We start from the raw sequence: 19395 nt of genomic DNA on the forward strand, positions 1-19395 counted from the left end.
GGGTTCGCGTACCGGCCGGGGACTCGAACTCGCCCCACTCGGCCGGCCCGATCGAGAGGGTCTGCCCGGAGATGTCGACGTCGGTCTCGACCTCGACGACCCGATCGCCCGACCGCACCGAGGGCAGCACGTCGAGCCAGACGTAGGCGCCGATGACGGCGACCGTGGCGACCGCCAAGGCCAGGAGCGCAGTGCGCTGCCGCCGCCACCAGCTCATCGCGGCACCACCTCCGAACGGCTGAGCTCGATGCTCTCCGACCGATCGAGGTCGCCGAGATCGATCGTCACGACGATCAGGTCGTCGAGCTCCGAGGTGATGAAGTCGGTCGTGAGGCGGAGCTCAGCGGTGCCGGTCGACACGTCGGGAGGCAGCTCGAACGCGAGCACGCCGACGGTGTCGATGCCCACTCGCAGCGCTGTGCCGCGCAGCGCCGCCGAGGGCCGTTCGCTTGCGCGGAACACCCGATCGCCGACCACGAGGGTCGCGAGCTGCACCGCGGCGTCGACCTCGGTCTGCGCCGCCGACGCCGTGATCCGCACCACGAGCCAATTGCCCTCAGCGCTCCACGAGCCGTCGGACACGGCGACCTCGTCAGCGAACACGGCATCCTCGACCGTGGCGACCAGGGCGCGCGAGGAGACCGTCTCGCCCACTGCGCCGTGGAGCGCGAACGGGCCGAGCACGTCCTCCTCGGTGGGCGTCATCGCGGTCACGGCGCCGGCGCCGACCACGAGCACGGCGCCGAGGATCCAGGGGAGCGCGCGCCTCATGGCGTCTCCGTGGCGGGCACGACGATGCGCGCCACGACCTCGGCGGGTCGCCAGGTCACGACGCGGGAGGAGAGGATGACGGCGCCGCGGCGCACCTCGACATCGTGCACGTCGAGCGCGATCGGGCGATCCGTGTACGCGTCGTCTGGCACCGTGAAAGCGAACGTCACCTCGCTCGGGACTCCGGGCTGCAGCACGACCTGCCCTGCTGAGCCGTCGTCGCGCCAGACCGCGGTCACGCCGAGGGGCGTCACCCCGGTGAGATCGAGCAGCGGGGCGTCGGTGTTCACGAACCCGGCACGCGTGCGGTCGGCGGTCGTGGCGACGCCGACCGCCTCGTCCGAGAGGTTCTCCATGCGCGTGGTCAGCACGAGCAGCATCTCGCCCGGGTCGGCCTCGAGGTACTCCGACTCCACGGCGTCGGTCAGCTCGGCGTCGAGCACTGCGATCGCATAGGCGGAGGTGCGCACCTCCGTTCCCGCGCCGACCTCGTCCGCGGCGGTCTGCACCTGCGCGAACCCGCCGGTCACCGCGACGCCGAGGAGCCCGAGCACGACGACCCCGGCCGCGATCCAGACCAGGCGCGGAACGTCGGCGATCGCACGTCCCCACCGGGCGAGCACCGTACGTGTCGCCGTCGCGGCGCGGGCCGGGGAGTCCGTGCGTGCGCGCGCCGGGGAGTCTGTGCCTGCGCGCGCCGGGGAGTCCGTGGCCGCGTCCGCGCCGTGTCCCCCCGAGCTCGTCACGGGGTCAGCCTATCGACCGCAGAGCCGAGCCCCCGTCGAGAAAACTTCGTCGCAACTCTCGACATCGCAGAAATTTCCGTTATGCTCACGATGTCGGTAAACATTTCGAACCCGGTCCGAAAGGGACATCATGCACGCACACATCCGCAGCATCGTCGCTGCGACGGCCGTGGGAGCGATGGCGCTCGCAGGCCTCAGCGGCTGCGCCGCCTCGGCAGGATCCGACGAGCCGCTCGTCGGCCTCGTCATCAAGACGCAGGACAACCCCTTCTACGTGAAGATGACCGAGGGGGCGAAGTCCGAGGCGGAGTCCCTCGGGCTGAACCTCCAGATCGCCAGCGGCGACGGCCAGAGCGACGTCGACTCGCAGATCACCGCGATCGAGAACCTCACCGCGAAGGGCGCCAAGGCGATCCTCGTGACGCCGGCCGGCGACGGCATCATCCCCGCGATCCGCAAGGCCCAGCAGGCAGGGGTCCTGGTCTTCGCCCTCGACTCCCCGCTCGCGGCCGACTCCGGGGTCGACGGCACCTTCGCGACCGACAACCGCCTCGCAGGGGAGCTGGTCGGCCAGTGGGCCCGCGAGGCCCTCGGCGACACCGAGCCGCGCATCGCGACGCTCGACCTCAACTCGGACCAGATCCCCGTCGACGTCGCCCGCAACCAGGGGTTCCTGGAGGGCTTCGGCATCGACCTCGCCGACGACACCAAGATGTGGGACGAGGACGACCCCCGCTTCGTGGGGCACGAGGTGACCGACGCGAACGAAGCGGGCGGGCGCACCGGCATGGAGAAGCTCCTGCAGAAGGACCCGACGATCAACCTCGTCTACACCGTGAACGAGCCGGCCGCCGCCGGTGCCTACCAGGCGATCGTCGCGGCGGGCCTGCAGGACCAGATCATGATCGTCTCGATCGACGGCGGCTGCCCCGGCATCGCCAACGTCGAGAAGGGCATCATCGACGCGACGTCGATGCAGTTCCCGCTCGACATGGCCGCGCAGGCGCTGCAGGCGGTCGACGCCTACCTCGCCGACGGGACGAAGCCGCAGAACAGCGAGGGCCTGGACTTCACCAACACCGGTGTGACCCTCATCACCGATCAGCCCCAGGCGGGCATCGAGTCCGAGGACTCCGCCTTCGGCCTGGAGGAGTGCTGGGGCTGACGCCCCGCACGAGACGGCGAAGGAGCCGACCATGAACAGAAGCGCGACGGATCTGCCCGACGACGAGCGGGCGAGCACCGTGACGGCGGGGTTCTCGATGGGCCTGGTCGAGATCGATCAGGGTCCCCGCCCGACCCCGCTGCAGTGGATCGAGCGGAAGATGCTCACGCGGCCCCTGATCGGCCCGATCGCGGTGCTCGTCATCGCGGTGATCGTGTTCTCGATCGTGTCGCCGAACTTCGGCACGCTGCAGAACTTCTCCCTGATCCTGCAGCAGGTGCAGGTCATCGCGATGCTCGGGATCGCCCAGACCCTGATCATCCTCACCGCGGGCATCGATCTGTCCGTCGCGGCGGTGATGCTGCTGTCCCAGGTCGCGATGGGCCGGTTCGCCGTCGCGATGGGGCTCCCGGTGGAGCTCTCGCTCGTGCTCGGCATCCTGGTCGGCATCGCCTGCGGCGCGATCAACGGTCTCATCGTGACGAAGCTCAACATCCCGCCCTTCATCGCGACGCTCGGCTCGCTGAGCATCTTCTACGCGCTCAACATCTTCATCTCCGACGGCGAGAGCGTGCCCTTCGCCGAGGTGCCCGCGCTGCTCACCTGGCTCGGCACCGGCTTCCAGATCATCGGCACGACCTTCACCTGGGGGCAGGTGCTCACCCTCCTCATGTTCGTGCTGTTCGCGTACATCCTGCGCAGCACCGCCTGGGGCACGCACGTGTACGCGGTCGGCGACAACCTCGAGGCCGCCCGGCTGAGCGGCATCCGCGTCGACAGGGTGCTGATGTCCGTCTACGTGATCGCCGGACTCATCATCGGCATCACCGCCTGGCTGCTCATCGGACGCATCGGCTCGATCTCCCCGACCGCGGGCGCCGCGTACAACCTCGCATCCATCACCGCCGTCGTGATCGGCGGCACGAGCCTCTTCGGCGGGCGCGGCCGGATCATGGGCACGCTGCTCGGCTCGCTGATCGTCGGGGTCTTCTCGAGCGGACTCTCGCTCGCGGGCTTCGACAGCCTGTGGCAGGAGTTCACGATCGGCATCCTCATCATCGGCGCGGTCGCCGTCGACCAGCGTCTTCGCAAGATCGGACGATGATATGACCTCTGCACACGACACCGCCTCCACCGCCACGGACCTCGTGCTCGAGGCGCGCGGGATCGTCAAGCGCTACGGCCGCGTGGTCGCGCTCGACCACACCGACTTCGAGATCCGCCGCGGCGAGGTGCTCGCCGTCATCGGCGACAACGGCGCGGGCAAGTCCTCGCTGATCCAGGTGCTCGCCGGCGCGGTCCAGCCCGACGAGGGCGAGCTGCTCGTCGGGGGAGAGCCGACCGCGCTCAGATCGCCCGTCGAGGCCCGACGCCTCGGCATCGAGACCGTGTTCCAGAGCCTCGCCGTCTCGCCCGCACTCGATATCGCGAGCAACATCTTCCTCGGACGGGAGCTGCGACGGCCGGGCATCGCCGGGTCGCTGTTCCGGATGCTCGACAAGAAGCGGATGCGGGAGCAGTCGCTCGAGGTCATGTCGCAGCTCGGCCTGCAGACCCTGCAGAACATCGGCCAGTCGGTCGAGACGCTGTCAGGCGGTCAGCGGCAGGGCGTCGCGGTCGCCCGGGCGGCCGCGTTCGGGTCGAAGGTCGTGATCCTCGACGAGCCGACCGCGGCCCTCGGCGTCAAGGAATCGGGGCGCGTCGTCAACCTCATCAAGGACATCAACGCGCGCGGCATCCCGGTCATCCTCATCAGCCACAACATGCCGCAGATCTTCGAGGTCGCCGACCGCATCCACATCCAGCGCCTCGGACGCCGGATCGCCCTGGTCGAGACCTCGCAGATCGACATGGCCGACGCGGTCGCGCTCATGGTCGGCGCGAAGACCCCCGAGCAGATGGGACTCGCCTCGTGAACGCCTCCGTCCCCGGACCCCCGTCATCGTCACACGAACCGCTGTCACCCTCACACGAAAGGAGCGCCCTCATGGTGCCCGACTACCTCCCCGAACCCGGCAGCGCACTCACCGGCAAGGTCGCCCTGATCACGGGCGCGGCCTCCGGCATCGGCGAAGCCGTGGCCCGGATCTACGCCGCGAACGGATGCCGGGTCGCGCTGATCGACATCGACGCGGCGCGCCTCGACCAGGTCGCCGCCGACATCACGGCGCGCGGCGGGGAGGTGCTGGCCGTCGTCGCGGACGTCGCCGACGAGGATGCGGTGCGGTCCTTCTTCTCCCGCACGGTGGCGGAGTGGGGGCGGATCGACCTCGTCATCAACAGCGCGGGCCGCGACTCGTTGGCCCCGCCTGTCACCGAGGTCACGCTGGAGGAGTGGAACAAGACGATCGGCCCGAACCTCACCGGTGTGTTCCTGTGCTGCCGTGAGGCGTTCCGGGTCATGGAGACCCAGGAGAGCGGCGGCCGCATCATCAACATGGGCTCCTCCTCGACCAAGGTCGCCTCCGGTCCCGGGCACAGCCCCTATCGGGCCTCGAAGCACGGGATGCTCGGGTTCTCGAAGAACATCCTGATCGAGGGCATGCACAAGAACATCGGGGTCACGGTGCTCAACCCCTCGCACGTGCGCACGCCCATGACGGAGATCATCGACAAGGGCCTCTACGACGGCGACCTGCCCGCGTACACCGAGGGCTGGCTCGACGACAAGGAGATCGAAGAGGGGCTCTCCGCCACCTGCATCGATGTCTCCAACGTCGCCGACGCGGCGCTCTACATCGCGACCCGCACGCCCGACGTGACCATCCCGACCTTCTCGCTGTACCCGACGCACAAGGTGCTGCGGTACGGCATGGAGGTGTGAGGTGCGCGCGGCGGTGCTGCGCGGCGTCCGTGACATGGCGGTCGTCGAGGTGCCCGACCCCGAGCCCGTCGGCGTCGACCCGGTGCTCGTGCGCGTCGGCGCGGTGGGTGTGTGCGGCTCCGACGTCCTCCGCTACGCGGTCGGCAAGGGGTACGGCTTCCCGCTGGTCCTCGGGCACGAGATGTCGGGCACGGTGGTCGAGGACTCCCCGAGCGGGCGGCTCCGCGCGGGGGACCGCGTCGCGATCTTCCCCTGCATCCCGGATGCCGAGGACCCCATGACCGAGATCGGCGAGTTCACGCTCGCCGAGCGGTACGACTACTTCGGGTCGCGCCGCGACGGTGGTCTCGAGGAGTATCTGCGGGTGCCCGAGCGCAATCTCGTGCCGCTGCCGGCGGGCACCTCGCTGCTCGCCGGAGCCATGGTCGAGCCGGCCGGCGTGGCCCTGCACGCGGTGCGCAAGGCACAGGTGCCGCCGAACGCGACGGCGCTCGTGATCGGCGCCGGCCCCATCGGCCTGCTCGCGGCGCAGTGGCTGCGGATCCTCGGCGTCGTCCGGGTGCTCGTGTCCGACATTGACGCGCGCAAGCGCGAGGTGGCCGAGCATCTCGGCTTCGAGGTGCTCGACGCGACGGCCGGGCCCTCCGACGAGCTCGCCACCGCCGCCACGGACGGCCGGGGCGTCGACATCGCGGTCGAGGCGAGCGGACTCGCCGTCACGTTCCTCCAGGCCGTGCGCTCGGCCGCGCACCGCGGCCAGGTGATCCTGCTCGGCGACCTGCGCGACGACGTCGACCTCCCGAAGGAGATGGTGTCGCGCATCCTGCGTCGTGAGCTCGTGCTGCGGGGCACCTGGAACGCGGTGATCACCCCGCGCACCACGAACGACTGGGAGATGGTCGTGGCGTGCCTCGGACGCACGCTGCTCGTCGACGACCTCGTGAGCCATGTCGAGCGCCTCGACGACGCACCCGAGGTGTTCGCCCGACTGGCGGACCGCGGCGAGTGGTCGAACAAGACGCTCTTCGCGATCTCGGAGGAGGCGCTCGCCGAGCGCGATGACGCCCTCGCCCGGTCGCTGTCGGCGACGCTGTCGGCGAGTGCGGTGCGGTCATGAGGGCCGCGCTCTTCATCGAACCCGGTCGCATCGAGGTCGACGACATCCCGATCCCCGAGATCGGCGACGGCGACCTGCTCGTCGAGGTCACGGCCGCGAGCATCTGCGGCACGGATCTGCGGATCATGAAGCACGGCCACTTCCGCATCCCCGAGGGCACGCGCCGCGTGCTGGGGCACGAGCTCACGGGGCGCATCGTCGAGACCGGGCGTGCCGTGCAGAGTTTCACGGTCGGCGATCGCGTCAGCGTCGCGCCCAACGTGGGCTGCGGCACCTGCCCCATGTGCCGGCGCGGCCTGAACCAGCTGTGCCCGACCTACGACGCCTTCGGCATCACGTGGGACGGCGGGTTCCAGGAGTACCTCCGCATCCCCGCTGCGGCGATCGCGCGCGGCAACGTGTTCGTCGTGCCCGACGCGCTCTCGGACGAGTCCGCGGCTCTCATGGAGCCCATGTCGTGCTGTCTGCACGGGCAGCGCAAGGTCGCCGTCTCCGCGGACGACTCGGTGCTCATCATCGGGGCGGGACCCATCGGATGCTTCCACACCGTGCTCGCGAAACGGTCGGGCGCCCGCCAGGTCATCGTCGCGAACACCCGACAGCCGCGGCTCGACATCGCCGGCAGGCTGGGCGCCGACCACCTCGTGAACGTCGGCGAGAGCGACCTGCGCACCGAGGTCATGGAGCTGACCGGGGGAGCGGGGGCCGATGTCGTCATCACGTGCGTGTCGAAGCCGGAGGTGATCGCCTCCACCACGGATCTCGCCGGGCGGCTCGGCCGCATCAACGTGTTCTCGGGTCTCGGCGATCAGGCGCGTCCGCAGATCGACGTCAACGCCCTGCACTATCGCGAGCAGACGCTGACGGGGACGACGGGGTCGAGCGTGCGCGACTACGGCGATGTGATCGACATCGTCGCGGATGACGCGATCGACCTGTCGCCGATCGTCTCCGCGCGCTTCGCCCTCGACGAGATCGAGGCGGCCATGGACCACTCGCGCTCCGGAGCGGGCATGAAGTCGCTCCTGACGTTCTCGTGAACCAGGCCGCTCCCGTGACCGTCGCGGCGCATGTCATAGACTCCAGACGTGGCTGACCAGGACGAGGGCGGGAATCTGCTCCATCAGATCTCCCGCCGCGCGAGTTCGCTGAGTCCGGCCCTGCGCGGCGTCGCCGACGTCATCCTGTCGGATCCCGAGAGCGCACAGTCCCTGTCGATCACCGAGCTCGCCGGTCGCGCCGGCGTGGCAGACTCGACCGTCTCCCGGTTCCTCCGCGAGCTCGACCTCGACGGGTACAACCAGCTCCGTCTCGGCATCGCACAGGCGATCTACTCGCGTCCCGTGGATGCCGAGCAGCGGGCGTCCTGGGTGTACGAGGGCGTCCTCCGCGGCGACAGCCGCGACCAGATCCTGCAGAAGGTGCTGCACGGCAGCATCGAGGCGCTGAACCGCACCGCCGAGCGACTCGATCCGACCGTGCTCGACGACGCCGCGGAGCGCATCCACTCCGCCTCGTGCGTGTATCTCGCGGCGATGGGGTCGTCGGCGACCTCGGCGGAGAGCGCCGTCATGCGCTTCGTCCGCGCGGGCAAGAGGTGCCACTTCTTCCGCGATCAGAGCATCCAGTCGATGGGCAGCGCCACGCTCGGGCCCGGTGACGTCCTGATCGCGATCAGCGATTCCGGCGACTCCACGCCGATCGTGTCGTCGGCGCAGATCGCCAAGTTCCACGGCGCGTTCGTGCTCGGCATCACCTCGAACGTCGACTCGGCCCTCGCCTCGGTGGTCGACAGTGTCCTGCTCACCGCAGGGACCGTCGCGAGCTCCGACGTCTACGGCGAATCCGTGACCGGCAAGTGGGGTCAGCTGCTCGCGATCGACGTGCTCTACGCCACGTACGCCGCGCGCTACTTCGAGGAGACAGCCGATTACCTTCATGAGAGCTACCTCTCGGCGATCAAGCCGACGCGCGTGACCGGTACCCACTAGACGGGTCACGCACGCCGACCCGATCGCTCCCGGGCGAACCCGGGCGGGTCGCACCGTGTCAGTGGTCGACCCAGTCCTGGGCGCGGGACACGGCCTTGCGCCATCCCGCGTAGAGGCGGTCCCTGGTCTCGGGATCCGATCCGGGGGTGAACGAGCGCTCGATGTCGATGGATCGGCGCAGCTCGTCCTTCGACTCCCAGAACCCGACGGCCAGCCCCGCGAGGAACGCGGCGCCGCGGGCGGTGGACTCGGTGATGCGCGCGCGATGCACGGGCACGCCGAGCTGGTCGGCCTGGAACTGCAGGTGGAAGTCGTTCGACACGGCCCCGCCGTCGACGCGCAGCTCGGGGAGAGGCGCTCCGGACTCGGCGACCATCACCTCGATCGCGTCGCGGTACGTGTAGCTCATGGACTCGAGGGCTGCGCGCACGAGATGTGCGCGCCCCGTGCCCGGCGTGATGCCGAGGATCGCCGCCCGGGCGTACTGGTCCCAGTAGGGGGAGCCGAGCCCGTGGAAGGCCGGCACGATGTACACGCCGCCGGTGTCCTCGACCGTCGCGGCCAGCGCCGCCGTGTCGGACGCGGAGTCGACGATCCGGAGCTCGTCGCGCAGCCACATCACGGTGGCGCCGACCGCGAAGAACACGCCCTCGAGCGCGTACTCCACCTCGTCGCCGATGCCCCACGCGACGGTCGTGAGCAGGCCGGCGTCGGACATGACCGGCGTGGTGCCGGTGTTCATCATGACCGACCCGCCGGTGCCGTACGTGGCCTTGACCGAGCCGGGCGTGAAGCACGCCTGGCCGAACAGGGCGCTCTGCTGGTCGCCGACGGCGGCGGCGACGGGGATCCCGGACCCGAATCCCGCCGCGACCCCCGTGAGGCCGTACACCTCACTGGACGGGCGCACCTCGGGGAGCAGCGTGCGCGGGATGCGGAGGAGGGCGAGGATGTCGTCGTCCCATGCCGCTTCACGGATGTCGAAGCACAGCGTGCGGGACGCGTTCGACACGTCGGTGACGTGGGCGGCGCCGTCGGTCAGCTTCCAGATGAGCCACGAGTCGATCGTGCCCGCCAGCAGCTCGCCGGCCTCGGCGCGTTCCCTGACCCCGGGGACGGTGTCCAGCAGCCAGCTCAGCTTGGTCGCGGAGAAGTAGGTGTCGATCGGGAGGCCGGTGCGCGAGCGGATCAACTCCTCGTGCCCGTCTTCGCGCAGCCGGTCGCAGAACTCCGCGGTGCGGCCGTCCTGCCAGACGATCGCGCGGTGCACGGGCATCCCCGTCAGGCGGTCCCACACGACGCAGGTCTCGCGCTGGTTCGCGATGCCGATGCCGGCGACCGCTGCGGCCTCGACTCCGGACTCCTCGAGCACCTGGTGCGCGACCCGCAGCTGCGCCTCCCAGATCTCGTTCGCGTCGTGCTCGACCCACCCCGGCTGCGGGTAGTGCTGGGCGAACTCCTCCTGGCAGATGTGCGTGATGGAGCCGTCGTGGGCGAACAGGATCGCGCGGACGCTGCCGGTCCCGGCATCCAGGGCCATCACATGTGTCTTCGTCATCGGAGGTCGCTTCCACTTCGTCGTGCGCGGGAGGGCGTGAGCCCTCACTCATGATTACCGAAGTTTCTTCGATACGCAATGCTCATCGCGAAAAAATTACGATTACCCGGTGTGCGGAGACAGGCGACGCCGGAGCATCCGCTCAGTCGCAGGTCTCGAAGACGTGCCCCTCGCTTCCGGCGATCCGCAGCAGACGGTCGCGCAGGACGACCGATCGTGGTGTCTCCGGGTCCGCGCACACCTCCGCGAACGGGCGGGGCAGCTCGTCGGTGTACTCGATGTCGATCACGTGCTCGCCGTACACCTCGGTGTACGCGCCGCATTCGCGGTAGGCCGCGCACTCCTCGACGACGGCGAAGTCGAAGCCCGCCTGCTCGTGCAGCGCCCGTGCGTCCTCGGCGGCGTTCTTCTGCCCGGCGGCGAGACCCGCATCATGCGCGATCTCGACGAACCGCGTCGCCAGCGCGAGGTTGTCGTCGAGCGAGAGCGCGCCGGCGGAGCGGGAGTAGGTGTCGAGGTTGTCGAACTCCACGGCCTGGAAGCCCGCCGTCGCGCATCCCTCGATCCACGGCCCCACGATCGCGGCGATCGCCTCCCGCTTCTCGGGCGTCGAGGTGTCGAGCAGGGCCTCGTCGGGCCAGTCCGGGTCGAATACGGGACCGTCGTCGCCGGGGAGCAGGAGCTCCTCGGGCCACTCGTCGAGTTCGCCCGGCTGCGTCTGGAACCCGTTCACGTAGCAGATCGAGTAGACGCCGTCGGCGGGATCGGACGAGCGGTCGCGCCCGACGATCCCCACGCCGTCGGCGGGGTCGTACGAGCCGCCGAGCTGGTAGTCGGGCACCGCGCCGGCCGGGGGCAGCTGGACCTCGGCGCCGGGCAGAGCGCAGCCGGCGAGGGACAGCGCAAGCAGGCCGACCACGACGATCGAGGCGGATCGTCTCACAGCGCCGGGTGCGCGTCAGGCGTGGTCATGCCCCTCACCGTACAGCTCGGCGACCTCCTTCGATCGCATCCCCTGCGCGTAGGTCGGATGCTGCGGCCACCCCTCGGGCGAGTCCTCCCACTCCTCCTGACGGCCGTAGGGCAGGAGGTCGACGAGTCCCTGCAGGTAGCTGAGCCGTTCGGTGCCGCGCCCGTTCGTGTGCCAGGTGCGGTACACGGTATCGCCGTCGCGCAGGAACACGTTCACTCCGAAGCCCTCGCCGGGCCCGGCATCCATGTCCGCGCCGAACGGGCTGCCCGCGCTCGAGTACCACGCCATGGTGTTGCCGACCTTGGTGCGATACGCCAGCGCCTCCTCGATCGGACCGTTCGTGACGATCACGAAGCGCGCGTCGTAGTAGCGCTCGATCACGTCGAGGCGCGTGAACTGCGACGTGAAGCCCGTGCAGCCCGGGCACTGCCACTCGTTGCCGTCCGACCACATGTGGTTGTACACGATGAGCTGCGAGTGCCCGTCGAACACGTCGGCCAGGCGCACGGGCCCTTCCGGCCCCTCGAGCGTGTACTCCGGGAGCTCGACCATGGGGAGACGCCGTCGCTGCGCCGCGATCGCGTCGAGCTCGCGCGTCGCCGCCTTCTCGCGCACCCGCAGCGCATCGAGTTCGCGTCGCCAGGCGTCGGCGTCCACGACGGGCGGCAGGGGAGTCTGGGTGGTGCTCACGAGGGACCTCCGGATGCTCGGACGCCGTGTTCGCCGCGGCGGTGCCCACCAGTCTGCGCCCGACCGCCGACACCGTCAACGGGGGCGCCGACACCGTCAACGGGACGTCACCGCGGACCGTGAGCGCCGTGCGGTCTCAGGCCTCGGGGACGACGGCGTCCTCCGACGGCTGCTCCTCGGCCGGATTGCGGCGGATCCCGATCCAGGAGACGACCCCGCCGAGCACGAGCAGCGCTGCCGTGACCCAGGCCGCGCTGTGGAAGCCGGCGAGGTTCAGCGTGCCGCCGATGATGGTCGACAGCATCGCGACCACGAGCAGCCCGGCGACGCGCGAGACCGCGTTGTTGACCGCGGAGGCGATGCCGGAGCGCGACTCGTCGATCGCGCCGAGGATCGCCGAGGTGAGCGGCGCGACCGTCAGCGACAGGCCGAGGCCCATCACGATCATCGCCGGGAGCACCTGCCACCAGTAGTCGAACTCCTCGGCCACGAGCAGGAGCATGACCGCCCCGGCCGCCATCACGAGCGGGCCGACCGTCATGAAGATGCGCGGCCCGTAGCGACCGGCCCACGACCCTGCGCGCGAGCTCACGAGGATCATGAGGATCGTCATCGGCAGGCTCGCGAGACCCGCGGCCGTCGCGCTCAGGCCCGCGCCCTGCTGCAGGTAGACGCCCACCACGAAGCCGTTGAGCGACAGGGCGGCGTACACGAACAGGGTCGCGAGGTTGCCCCACGCGAAGTCGCGCACGCGGAACAGCGACATCGGCATGAGCGGTGCGGCGGAGCGCTGCTGGCGCACGAGGAACCAGGCGAAGAGCGCGGCCCCCACGACGCCGGGCAGCCAGATCGCGGGGGAGGACCATCCGAGGTTGGGCTGCTCGATCAGGGCGAACACGACGGCGCCGAGACCGACCGCGCACAGGATGCCGCTGGTCCAGTCGACACGGACGCCGCTCGGCTTCTCGTTGAGCTTCAACCGGGCGAGCAGGAGAAGGGTCACGCCGATGGGGAGCACGTTGATGAGGAACACGAGCCGCCACGACAGGAAGTCCACGAACAAGCCGCCCAGCAGCGGACCCACCAGCTGCGCGCCGGTCGTGAAGGCGGTCCACACGCCGATCGCCCGGGACTGCACGTCGGAGCGCATGGTGGCTGTGATGAGGGCCAGTGAACTCGGCACGAGCAGGGCGCCGGCTGCTCCCTGGGCCGCGCGGGCGATGATCAGGACGAGCGGGTCGGGGGCTGCGGCCACGGCGATCGAGGCCACGCCGAACGCGATCAGTCCCACGCGCATCACGAGCACGCGCCCGTATGCGTCGGACAGTGAGCCCGCGAGCAGGATCAGCGCGCTGAGCGTGATGAGGTAGGCGTCGACGACCCACTGCTGCGTCGTGATCCCGCCGCCGAGCTCGCGGCTGATCGCGGGCAGCGCGACGGTCACGACGGTGCCGTCGAGGAAGGTCACGAACGATGCGAGCACCGCGACCGAGATCACCAGCCGCTGGAGCGGCGCGAAGCGAGAGGTTGCCACAGGGCGACACTACTGCGGTGAGGAGGGGGTGCGGGTCGACGGGAGATCAGAAACGCGTCGGAAGGATGCTCTCGGGAGGCGTTTCTGATCTTTCGACGCGGCTGTCGGGTGCGGGTGCGGGGGAGGCTGCGGGTGCGGGGGAGGGGGAGGGCGCGGGAGCGGACGTGCGGAGGTCGCGCGTGGTCGAGCGGTACAGGTCGCGGAGGCCGGCGACACCGCCGCGCGCGTGAGCGCGGAGCTGACGGTAGGCGCCGGTGCCGTCGCGGAGGACGCGTGCGAGCATCCCCTCGACGAACTCGGCGTCACCGGACTCCGCGAGCTGGGGAGCGATGCGCTGCAGCATCCGGTCGAGGACGACATCGGCGGCAGCGGCCTCGCCGGTGGTCGGATCGAGGATCCGTGCCCGCATGCCGTAGCGCGCCGCGGTCCACAGCGAGGCGTCGATCGCGTCGCTGCCGATCTCGGGTCCGTCATCGAGATCCGCGGCCGTGACGATCGCCCGGCAGAGCGCCGCGGCGAGCAGCGAGTCCTCCACGTCGAGCTGCGCGTCGCACACCCGCACCTCCACGGTCGGGAACCGTGCCGAGAGTCGCAGCGTCCAGCCGAGCGAGGATTCCTCCGTGATGCCGCCGAGCGCGAGCAGCGCGTCGACGCGGGCCCGGTAATCGCTGTAGTCGTGGAAGCGCGGCGGCGTCCATGCGGTCGGCAGTCGCCGGATCACCACCGACCGCCAGCTCGCGAACCCCGTCGTCCGGCCGCCCGCGAACGGCGAGTTGCCGGTCAGGGCGAGCAGCATCGGCATCCAGCGTGCCGCGCGGTTGAGGGCCCGCACGCGCACCTCCTCCGCGGGCACCTCGACGTGCACGTGCAGTCCGTTGACCTCGTGCCCGCGGGTGATCTCGCCGAGGATGTCAGCCACCGCGTCGTAGTGCGCGAGCGGGAAGATCTCGGGGTGCGGGGAGGCGAGGAACGGCGTGCCGGTGGCGACGACGACCGCCCGCTGCCGTGACACGTGCTCGTCCAGCGTCGCGCGGAGCGCGCCGAGCTGCTCGGTGGCCTCTGCGACGGTCGAGAGGGGAGCGGTCGCGATCTCGAGCTGGCTCGTGAGGTACTCGGGTGTGATCGTGCCGCCGTGGCGCGAGCCGACGAGGCTCTCCCGCGTGTCCCGGTCCAGTGCCAGAGGGACGAGTGTCTCCTCGTCGAGGACCACGAACTCCTCCTCGACGCCGAACCGGGCCATGGCGGACCTAGTGGTTCCGGAGCGCGGAGATGAGCTCGGCCTTGCGCTTGCCGCTGTAGCCGGTGAGGCCGATCTCCTTCGCGCGCGTGCGCAGCTCGGGGACCGTCCAGTCCTCGTAGTCGCCGTGCTCGCCGCCGCGACGCCCGACCGTGCTGCGACCGTCTCGCGCGGCCGCGTTCGAGATCCGCGCGGCCTTCTCCTTCGACGCGCCGTCGTCGCGGAGCTCCTCGTAGAGCTCGGGATCCTTGAGCGAGTTGTTCCTGCGTCCTGGCATGTCTGCATCTCCCTACTCACGAGCGGATGCTCCGCGTCAAGCCCCTCGAAGAGAGACCCGACACAGGGCTAGGTTGGGTGACCAAGAGGGGCGCCACCGCGCCCCGAAAAGAAGGGAAAGACCGATGAACATCCTTCTGATCATCATCATCGTCGTCGCCATCATCCTGGCCATCACCGGTGGACTCGTCCAGTCGCTGCAGTTCCTGCTGTGGGTCGGACTCGTCCTGCTGGCGGTCGCCGTGATCGCCTGGTTGATCCGATCCATCTCGGGGAACCGCACGCGCTGACCCGAACCGTCAGAGAGGGGGTCCGCTTCGGCGGGCCCCCTCTCTGTGCGTTCTACTCGCGGAAGCCGTCCTTGACGCCGTCGCCGACGTTCTTCGCGGCGTCCTTGACGTTGGAGCCGGCCTGCTTCGCCGAGGCCTTGACCTGATCGGCCTTGCCCTCGGCCTCGAGGCGCTCGTTGTCGGTGACCTTGCCGACGCCCTCCTTGACCTTTCCGGTCAGCTTCTCGGCGGTGTTCTTGATGTCGTCTGCTGCACTCATGGTGTGTCCTTTCGTCATCCGATCAACGGGACTGCCACCCTCGCACGCACGCGCGGAGCCGCCTACGGGATTGACAATCGGCGGTCTCCATGACAGCCGGATCCACCGTCGACGGCCGCGTGATCCCGGACTACCCTGGCCTCAGGCGGGTGGACCTGCCCGCTGTCACCTCCGGCTCAGGCCGACGACGGAAGCGGTGCGCGATGGACTCGATGATGATGGATGCCTGGCAGACGAACATGTCCTCGATGCCGGACGCGTCGATGATGGACATGGCCGCGATGGACATGTCGGTCCTGCAGGCCTGTATGGACGCGTGCTCGGCCTGTGAGCAGGCGTGCACGGTGTGCTCGACGCAGATGATGGACTGCTCGCCGGCGTGCATGAACTGCGCCGACATGTGTAACACCATGATGCGCGCCATGATGCGGATGCAGGGCATGACGCCCGCGTCGATGATGGCGATGCTCGACGCGTGCATCGCGATGTGCCAGACCTGCATGGACGAGTGCATGGAGCACGCCGCCCACAGCGACGTGTGCCGCATGTGTGCGCAGGCGTGTCAGGCGTGCATGGATGCGTGCATGAGCGTGCGCGCCATGCTCATGCCGGCCTGAAACGCTTTCAGACCCGCGTGCTCCCGGTCGTTGAGCGAGCGCAGCGAGACGAAACGCTTTCAGACCCGCGTGCTCCCGGTCGTTGAGCGAGCGCAGCGAGCCGAAACGCTTTCAGACCCGCGCGACGTTGAACTGCGTGCGCCCCACGGCCAGCACGCCGTAGCGCCCGTGCAGCGCCACCGGGGTGCCCGCGGGAGCTTCGAGGGCTGCCCCCGCGCGGCTCCACAGCTCGTGTGCGGCGCCATCGAGCGTGCGCACGACGAGGCGTCCGGTCGCGGCATCCGCCCGCTCGACGAGGGCGTCCGCCCAGTCCGAGGGCGTCGCCGACGCTAGCCGCGCTTGGATGAGGTGCAGCGCGTGCCCGGGAGCGTACGAGGAGCAGACGTCGCCGTGGTCGCACATGCACGCCGAACGCTCACGCACCGTCGAGGGTGAGAGATGGTTCTGCGGCGTGGACACGGGGGTCTCCTTCGGTAGCGGGTGTCCGGCAAGAGTAGGTCGGCTGCCGGCGGGAGAGAACCGGGACCGACACGCGACGACACAAACGGGCGTAGACTCTCCGGGTGCTGTCATCGATGAGCGCCCCCGAGCGGGCGCGGAACGGAGCCGCAGGCGCGATCAGCGCCGCGGACAGAGGCTGACGATCGGCCGGAGGCGGAACATCCCGTCCCCGGAGCCACGTCGTACCCGGCATCCGTCGGGCCTCTTATCTCCTGACCCTGCCGTGCGGAGCGCGGCCCACTCGAAAGAACACACACTCATGCGTCCCCTCGACGAGCGCGTTCTGCGCGCCTCCTTCATCAACGCCTCCCGCAAAGAGGTCTCCGACCTGAACCTCCCTCCCGGCTTCGACGAGATCGACTTCGACAGGATCGACTACCTCGGCTGGACCGATCCGAAGATGCCGCGCCGCGCCTACGTCGTGGTGTGGATCGACGACGTCGCCACCGGAGTCATCCTGCAGCGGGCAGAGCAGCGCGTGATCGCCCGGGCGCAGTGCTCGTGGTGCGACGACGTCACGCTCCGCAACGACGTGCAGATGTTCGCGGCCCGCAAGGCGGGACCCGCGGGACGCAAGGGCGACACGATCGGCACGCTCGTGTGCGCGGAGTTCGGATGCTCGAAGAACGTGCGCATCCTGCCGCCGCTCGCCTACGAGGGCTACGACCGCGAACTCGCCAGGGACCTGCGCATCCTCGCCCTGCAGGAGCACGTCCAGGCGTTCGTCGGAGCGGTCGCCGGCTAGGCGCTCTCCCGCCTGGCGGTCGCGCGCACGTGCGCGGATGCGGCGTCGGCGAGTTCCGCGGAGAGCCGCGCGAACTCGCCGACGCTGCGCCGGCCGGGCCAGTCCTCCGGGAGCATCGCCGGGGGGAGGCCGGGGTCGACGTACGGCAGCATCCGCCACGCGTCGAGCAGGCGCACATAGGCGGCGAACGGCTCGACCGGCAGCGATGCGAGCGAGGCCTGGAAGGCGAGGTGCTCGGCGCGCAGCGCCACGAGATCCCACCATTCGGCGGCGGCCTCGCGGGGCGATCGGGCGATGACGGGATGCGCGCCGCGGAACAGCGTCACCCAGCCTCGCGCCCCCAGGTCGTCGACGATCTCCTCGACCTCGCCCTGCAGGTGCCCGGGGCAGATCCACAGCGCGGCCGACACCGTGCCGGCGCCGATCCACTGCAGGCGTCGACGCAGCTGATGCCGCACGCTGCGTGCGCTCTCCGGGATCGAGAACGACACCAGGCACCAGCCGTCGGCGTCGGTCGTCTCCCGCACCGCGAAGATGCGCCGGTCGCCGCGTTCGAGCATCGGCACGGCCGCCGGGTTCAGGCGGTACCCCGAGACGTCGCGGCGCTCGGCGAGCAGCAGGCCCTTCTGCTTCAGTCGAGCGATGCCCGTGCGGGCGGGAGCCGCGGGGATGCCGAGGTCGTCGGCGAGCGCCACGAGGTGCGCGGTCGAGATCCAGCCGCCGAGCGGGCGCAGGTACAGACCGATCAGGGTGCGCAGCAGCGAGGCCGTGCTGCCGGGGCGCGCATCGATGTCGTCGAGCACCACGCTGTCGGCGGCGGGGGCGCCCGTCGGGCTTTCGGGGTCAGCGCTCATGCGACTCCAGGGCGTCGCGCACCGCGATCACGCCCGTCACGGTCTCGACGAACGAGGTGCTGAGCGGCGAGAGACCGAGGCGGATGCCGTCGGGGAACCGGAAGTCCGGGATGATGCCGTCCGCCCAGAGCCGCTGCGTGACGGCGCGGAAGTCGGGGTGTCCGATCGTCACATGGCCGCCGCGCAGCGCCGCGTCCCGCGGGCTCAGCAGGCGCACGCCGAGCGGGGCGAGCAGCTCGTCGTGCGCGCGGACAGCGAGGTCGGTGAGCGACTCGGACTTCGCCCGGACGGCGTCGATCGTGGCCTGCTCGATGAGGTCGAGCATCCCCTGCATCGCGAGCATCGAGGTCACCGGGGGAGTCCCGCTCAGCAGCTGACGGATGTCGCCGGCCGGTACGTACTCGGGGCCCATCGCGAAGATGTCGGCCGCGCTCCACCAGCCTTGGATCGGCTGCCGCAGTACGCCCTGCAGCGACCGTCGCAGATAGGCGAATGCGGGAGAGCCCGGCCCGCCGTTGAGGTACTTGTACGTGCATCCGACGGCGAGGTCGACGCCCCACTCGTCGAGCTGCATCGGCACGACACCGGCGGAGTGGCAGAGGTCCCACATCATGAGCGCGCCCGCGTCGTGCGCGGCCGCGGTGATGGCCGGCATGTCGGCGAGCGCGCCCGACCGGTAGTCGACATGACTCAGCGACACGAGCGCGGTGCGCTCCGAGACCACGGCCTCGACGTCGGCGACCTGCACGCCGAGCACGCGGTCGGGCTCGATCCAGCGGATGGTCGCGCCGGTCTCGACGGCGACGCCCTCCGCGAGGAAGCGGTCGGTGGGGAAGTTGCCCGTCTCGATCACGAGCTCGGTGCGGGACGGGTCGTGCGCGAGCGCGGCGCGCATGAGCTTGTAGATCAGCACGCTGGTCGAATCGGCGACCACGGTCTGGCCCGCCGCGGCGCCGAGCGTCAGCGCGCCGATCCGGTCGCCGAGCGCCATCGGCAGCGCCATCCACTGCTCGTCCCATGAGCGGATGAGCCGCGTGCCCCAGTCGTCGCGCGCGAACGCCGCGAGCCGCTCCGGGATGTCGCGCAGGGGCCTGCCGAGCGAGTTGCCGTCGAGATACGCCGTGACGCCGGGTGCGGGAGCGAACGCGTCGAGGTGCGCGCCGAGCGGATCGGACGCGTCGAGGGCGGTCGCGAGCTCGAGCAGCGAGTCGAGGGCGGGGCGGGGATCGCGGGTGTCGTGCGTCATG

22 protein-coding genes are annotated in these 19395 nt (G+C 70.2%); 10 read left to right on the forward strand and 12 right to left on the reverse strand.

The window, feature by feature from the left end; translation table 11 throughout:
* Positions 1-213 precede the first annotated feature (213 nt).
* The gene (locus MRBLMX7_RS13870) at positions 214-771 is read right to left on the reverse strand and encodes a hypothetical protein (protein WP_363369329.1); all 558 of its coding nucleotides are present in this window, start codon (positions 769-771) and stop codon (positions 214-216) included.
* Positions 768-1517 (reverse strand): hypothetical protein, encoded by a 750-nt coding sequence (locus tag MRBLMX7_RS13875; protein ID WP_363369330.1) that lies wholly within the window; start codon positions 1515-1517, stop codon positions 768-770. The genes MRBLMX7_RS13870 and MRBLMX7_RS13875 overlap by 4 nt, the downstream gene beginning before the upstream one ends.
* A 130-nt stretch (positions 1518-1647) precedes the next feature.
* Here MRBLMX7_RS13875 and MRBLMX7_RS13880 point away from each other — a divergent pair, with 130 nt between their 5' ends.
* From MRBLMX7_RS13880 to MRBLMX7_RS13910, 7 genes are all read left to right on the forward strand, one after another.
* Complete coding sequence (locus tag MRBLMX7_RS13880) at positions 1648-2682, forward strand: substrate-binding domain-containing protein (RefSeq protein ID WP_363369332.1); 1035 nt, start codon at positions 1648-1650, stop codon at positions 2680-2682.
* A 31-nt stretch (positions 2683-2713) separates the two neighbouring features.
* Positions 2714-3787, forward strand: coding sequence for an ABC transporter permease (locus MRBLMX7_RS13885; RefSeq protein WP_050722384.1), 1074 nt, complete (start codon positions 2714-2716; stop codon positions 3785-3787).
* 1 nt (position 3788) lies between these two features.
* Positions 3789-4598 carry an ATP-binding cassette domain-containing protein gene (locus tag MRBLMX7_RS13890; protein WP_363369335.1) on the forward strand — a complete coding sequence of 270 codons (810 nt, stop codon included), beginning with the start codon at positions 3789-3791 and terminating at the stop codon, positions 4596-4598.
* 71 nt (positions 4599-4669) lie between these two features.
* Entirely contained in the window at positions 4670-5506 is an 837-nt protein-coding gene (locus MRBLMX7_RS13895) for an SDR family oxidoreductase (protein ID WP_363369338.1), read from the forward strand.
* Position 5507: 1 nt separating this feature from the next.
* The gene (locus MRBLMX7_RS13900; protein WP_363369340.1) at positions 5508-6623 is read left to right on the forward strand and encodes a galactitol-1-phosphate 5-dehydrogenase; all 1116 of its coding nucleotides are present in this window, start codon (positions 5508-5510) and stop codon (positions 6621-6623) included.
* Complete coding sequence (locus tag MRBLMX7_RS13905) at positions 6620-7663, forward strand: zinc-dependent dehydrogenase (protein WP_363369342.1); 1044 nt, start codon at positions 6620-6622, stop codon at positions 7661-7663. Before MRBLMX7_RS13900 ends, MRBLMX7_RS13905 begins: the two co-directional genes overlap by 4 nt.
* Before the next feature lie 48 nt (positions 7664-7711).
* On the forward strand, positions 7712-8614 hold the full coding sequence (locus MRBLMX7_RS13910) for a MurR/RpiR family transcriptional regulator (protein WP_050722389.1): 903 nt from the start codon (positions 7712-7714) through the stop codon (positions 8612-8614).
* Between the two features lie 58 nt (positions 8615-8672).
* Here MRBLMX7_RS13910 and glpK read toward each other — a convergent pair whose 3' ends face one another.
* The 6 genes from glpK to MRBLMX7_RS13940 all read right to left on the reverse strand — a co-directional run bounded on the left by glpK (position 8673) and on the right by MRBLMX7_RS13940 (position 14883).
* Positions 8673-10172 carry a glycerol kinase GlpK gene (gene glpK / locus MRBLMX7_RS13915; protein ID WP_363369344.1) on the reverse strand — a complete coding sequence of 500 codons (1500 nt, stop codon included), beginning with the start codon at positions 10170-10172 and terminating at the stop codon, positions 8673-8675.
* A gap of 142 nt (positions 10173-10314) precedes the next feature.
* Complete coding sequence (locus MRBLMX7_RS13920) at positions 10315-11115, reverse strand: endo alpha-1,4 polygalactosaminidase (protein ID WP_363369346.1); 801 nt, start codon at positions 11113-11115, stop codon at positions 10315-10317.
* A 15-nt stretch (positions 11116-11130) separates the two neighbouring features.
* On the reverse strand, positions 11131-11835 hold the full coding sequence (locus tag MRBLMX7_RS13925) for a DUF899 domain-containing protein (RefSeq protein ID WP_363369348.1): 705 nt from the start codon (positions 11833-11835) through the stop codon (positions 11131-11133).
* A 136-nt stretch (positions 11836-11971) separates the two neighbouring features.
* The gene (locus tag MRBLMX7_RS13930) at positions 11972-13369 is read right to left on the reverse strand and encodes an MFS transporter (protein ID WP_363369350.1); all 1398 of its coding nucleotides are present in this window, start codon (positions 13367-13369) and stop codon (positions 11972-11974) included.
* A 46-nt stretch (positions 13370-13415) separates the two neighbouring features.
* Positions 13416-14609, reverse strand: a complete 1194-nt coding sequence (locus MRBLMX7_RS13935) for a carboxylate-amine ligase (RefSeq protein WP_363369352.1) — start codon at positions 14607-14609, stop codon at positions 13416-13418.
* Positions 14610-14616: 7 nt separating this feature from the next.
* The gene (locus MRBLMX7_RS13940; protein WP_050722393.1) at positions 14617-14883 is read right to left on the reverse strand and encodes a DUF7218 family protein; all 267 of its coding nucleotides are present in this window, start codon (positions 14881-14883) and stop codon (positions 14617-14619) included.
* 124 nt (positions 14884-15007) lie between these two features.
* On the opposite strand from MRBLMX7_RS13940, the gene MRBLMX7_RS13945 reads away from it, so the two are divergent.
* The gene (locus MRBLMX7_RS13945) at positions 15008-15172 is read left to right on the forward strand and encodes a hypothetical protein (RefSeq protein WP_200903832.1); all 165 of its coding nucleotides are present in this window, start codon (positions 15008-15010) and stop codon (positions 15170-15172) included.
* A 52-nt stretch (positions 15173-15224) separates the two neighbouring features.
* On the opposite strand, the gene MRBLMX7_RS13950 is transcribed toward MRBLMX7_RS13945, so the two are convergent.
* Complete coding sequence (locus MRBLMX7_RS13950; RefSeq protein ID WP_050722394.1) at positions 15225-15431, reverse strand: CsbD family protein; 207 nt, start codon at positions 15429-15431, stop codon at positions 15225-15227.
* Between the two features lie 203 nt (positions 15432-15634).
* Between MRBLMX7_RS13950 and MRBLMX7_RS13955 the strand changes: the two genes are divergently transcribed.
* The gene (locus MRBLMX7_RS13955) at positions 15635-16048 is read left to right on the forward strand and encodes a hypothetical protein (RefSeq protein WP_363369355.1); all 414 of its coding nucleotides are present in this window, start codon (positions 15635-15637) and stop codon (positions 16046-16048) included.
* A gap of 111 nt (positions 16049-16159) precedes the next feature.
* Here MRBLMX7_RS13955 and MRBLMX7_RS13960 read toward each other — a convergent pair whose 3' ends face one another.
* A complete protein-coding gene (locus tag MRBLMX7_RS13960; protein ID WP_363369357.1) occupies positions 16160-16507 on the reverse strand; it encodes a hypothetical protein in 348 nt (115 codons plus the stop codon).
* A gap of 301 nt (positions 16508-16808) precedes the next feature.
* Here MRBLMX7_RS13960 and MRBLMX7_RS13965 point away from each other — a divergent pair, with 301 nt between their 5' ends.
* On the forward strand, positions 16809-17294 hold the full coding sequence (locus tag MRBLMX7_RS13965; protein WP_363369359.1) for an FBP domain-containing protein: 486 nt from the start codon (positions 16809-16811) through the stop codon (positions 17292-17294).
* On the opposite strand, the gene MRBLMX7_RS13970 is transcribed toward MRBLMX7_RS13965, so the two are convergent.
* A complete protein-coding gene (locus tag MRBLMX7_RS13970; protein ID WP_363369361.1) occupies positions 17291-18148 on the reverse strand; it encodes a PaaX family transcriptional regulator C-terminal domain-containing protein in 858 nt (285 codons plus the stop codon). The two genes, MRBLMX7_RS13965 and MRBLMX7_RS13970, sit on opposite strands and share 4 nt — an antisense overlap.
* Entirely contained in the window at positions 18138-19394 is a 1257-nt protein-coding gene (locus MRBLMX7_RS13975) for a kynureninase (protein WP_363369363.1), read from the reverse strand. The genes MRBLMX7_RS13970 and MRBLMX7_RS13975 overlap by 11 nt, the downstream gene beginning before the upstream one ends.
* Position 19395: the final 1 nt, after the last annotated feature.

Source organism: Microbacterium sp. LMX7-1.2 (assembly GCF_040675935.1).
Classification (GTDB): Bacteria; Actinomycetota; Actinomycetes; order Actinomycetales; family Microbacteriaceae; genus Microbacterium.

Excerpts from the sequence above, each read along its gene's own strand:
- MRBLMX7_RS13945 (WP_200903832.1), top strand. The coding sequence starts at position 15,008 with ATGAACATCCTTCTGATCATCATCATCGTCGTCGCCATCATCCTGGCC.
- glpK (WP_363369344.1), bottom strand. The coding sequence starts at position 10,172 with ATGACGAAGACACATGTGATGGCCCTGGATGCCGGGACCGGCAGCGTC.
- MRBLMX7_RS13905 (WP_363369342.1), top strand. The coding sequence starts at position 6,620 with ATGAGGGCCGCGCTCTTCATCGAACCCGGTCGCATCGAGGTCGACGAC.
- MRBLMX7_RS13885 (WP_050722384.1), top strand. The coding sequence starts at position 2,714 with ATGAACAGAAGCGCGACGGATCTGCCCGACGACGAGCGGGCGAGCACC.
- MRBLMX7_RS13950 (WP_050722394.1), bottom strand. The coding sequence starts at position 15,431 with ATGAGTGCAGCAGACGACATCAAGAACACCGCCGAGAAGCTGACCGGA.
- MRBLMX7_RS13940 (WP_050722393.1), bottom strand. The coding sequence starts at position 14,883 with ATGCCAGGACGCAGGAACAACTCGCTCAAGGATCCCGAGCTCTACGAG.
- MRBLMX7_RS13880 (WP_363369332.1), top strand. The coding sequence starts at position 1,648 with ATGCACGCACACATCCGCAGCATCGTCGCTGCGACGGCCGTGGGAGCG.
- MRBLMX7_RS13935 (WP_363369352.1), bottom strand. The coding sequence starts at position 14,609 with ATGGCCCGGTTCGGCGTCGAGGAGGAGTTCGTGGTCCTCGACGAGGAG.
- MRBLMX7_RS13955 (WP_363369355.1), top strand. The coding sequence starts at position 15,635 with ATGGACTCGATGATGATGGATGCCTGGCAGACGAACATGTCCTCGATG.
- MRBLMX7_RS13970 (WP_363369361.1), bottom strand. The coding sequence starts at position 18,148 with ATGAGCGCTGACCCCGAAAGCCCGACGGGCGCCCCCGCCGCCGACAGC.
- MRBLMX7_RS13965 (WP_363369359.1), top strand. The coding sequence starts at position 16,809 with ATGCGTCCCCTCGACGAGCGCGTTCTGCGCGCCTCCTTCATCAACGCC.
- MRBLMX7_RS13895 (WP_363369338.1), top strand. The coding sequence starts at position 4,670 with ATGGTGCCCGACTACCTCCCCGAACCCGGCAGCGCACTCACCGGCAAG.
- MRBLMX7_RS13890 (WP_363369335.1), top strand. The coding sequence starts at position 3,789 with ATGACCTCTGCACACGACACCGCCTCCACCGCCACGGACCTCGTGCTC.
- MRBLMX7_RS13975 (WP_363369363.1), bottom strand. The coding sequence starts at position 19,394 with ATGACGCACGACACCCGCGATCCCCGCCCCGCCCTCGACTCGCTGCTC.
- MRBLMX7_RS13870 (WP_363369329.1), bottom strand. The coding sequence starts at position 771 with ATGAGGCGCGCGCTCCCCTGGATCCTCGGCGCCGTGCTCGTGGTCGGC.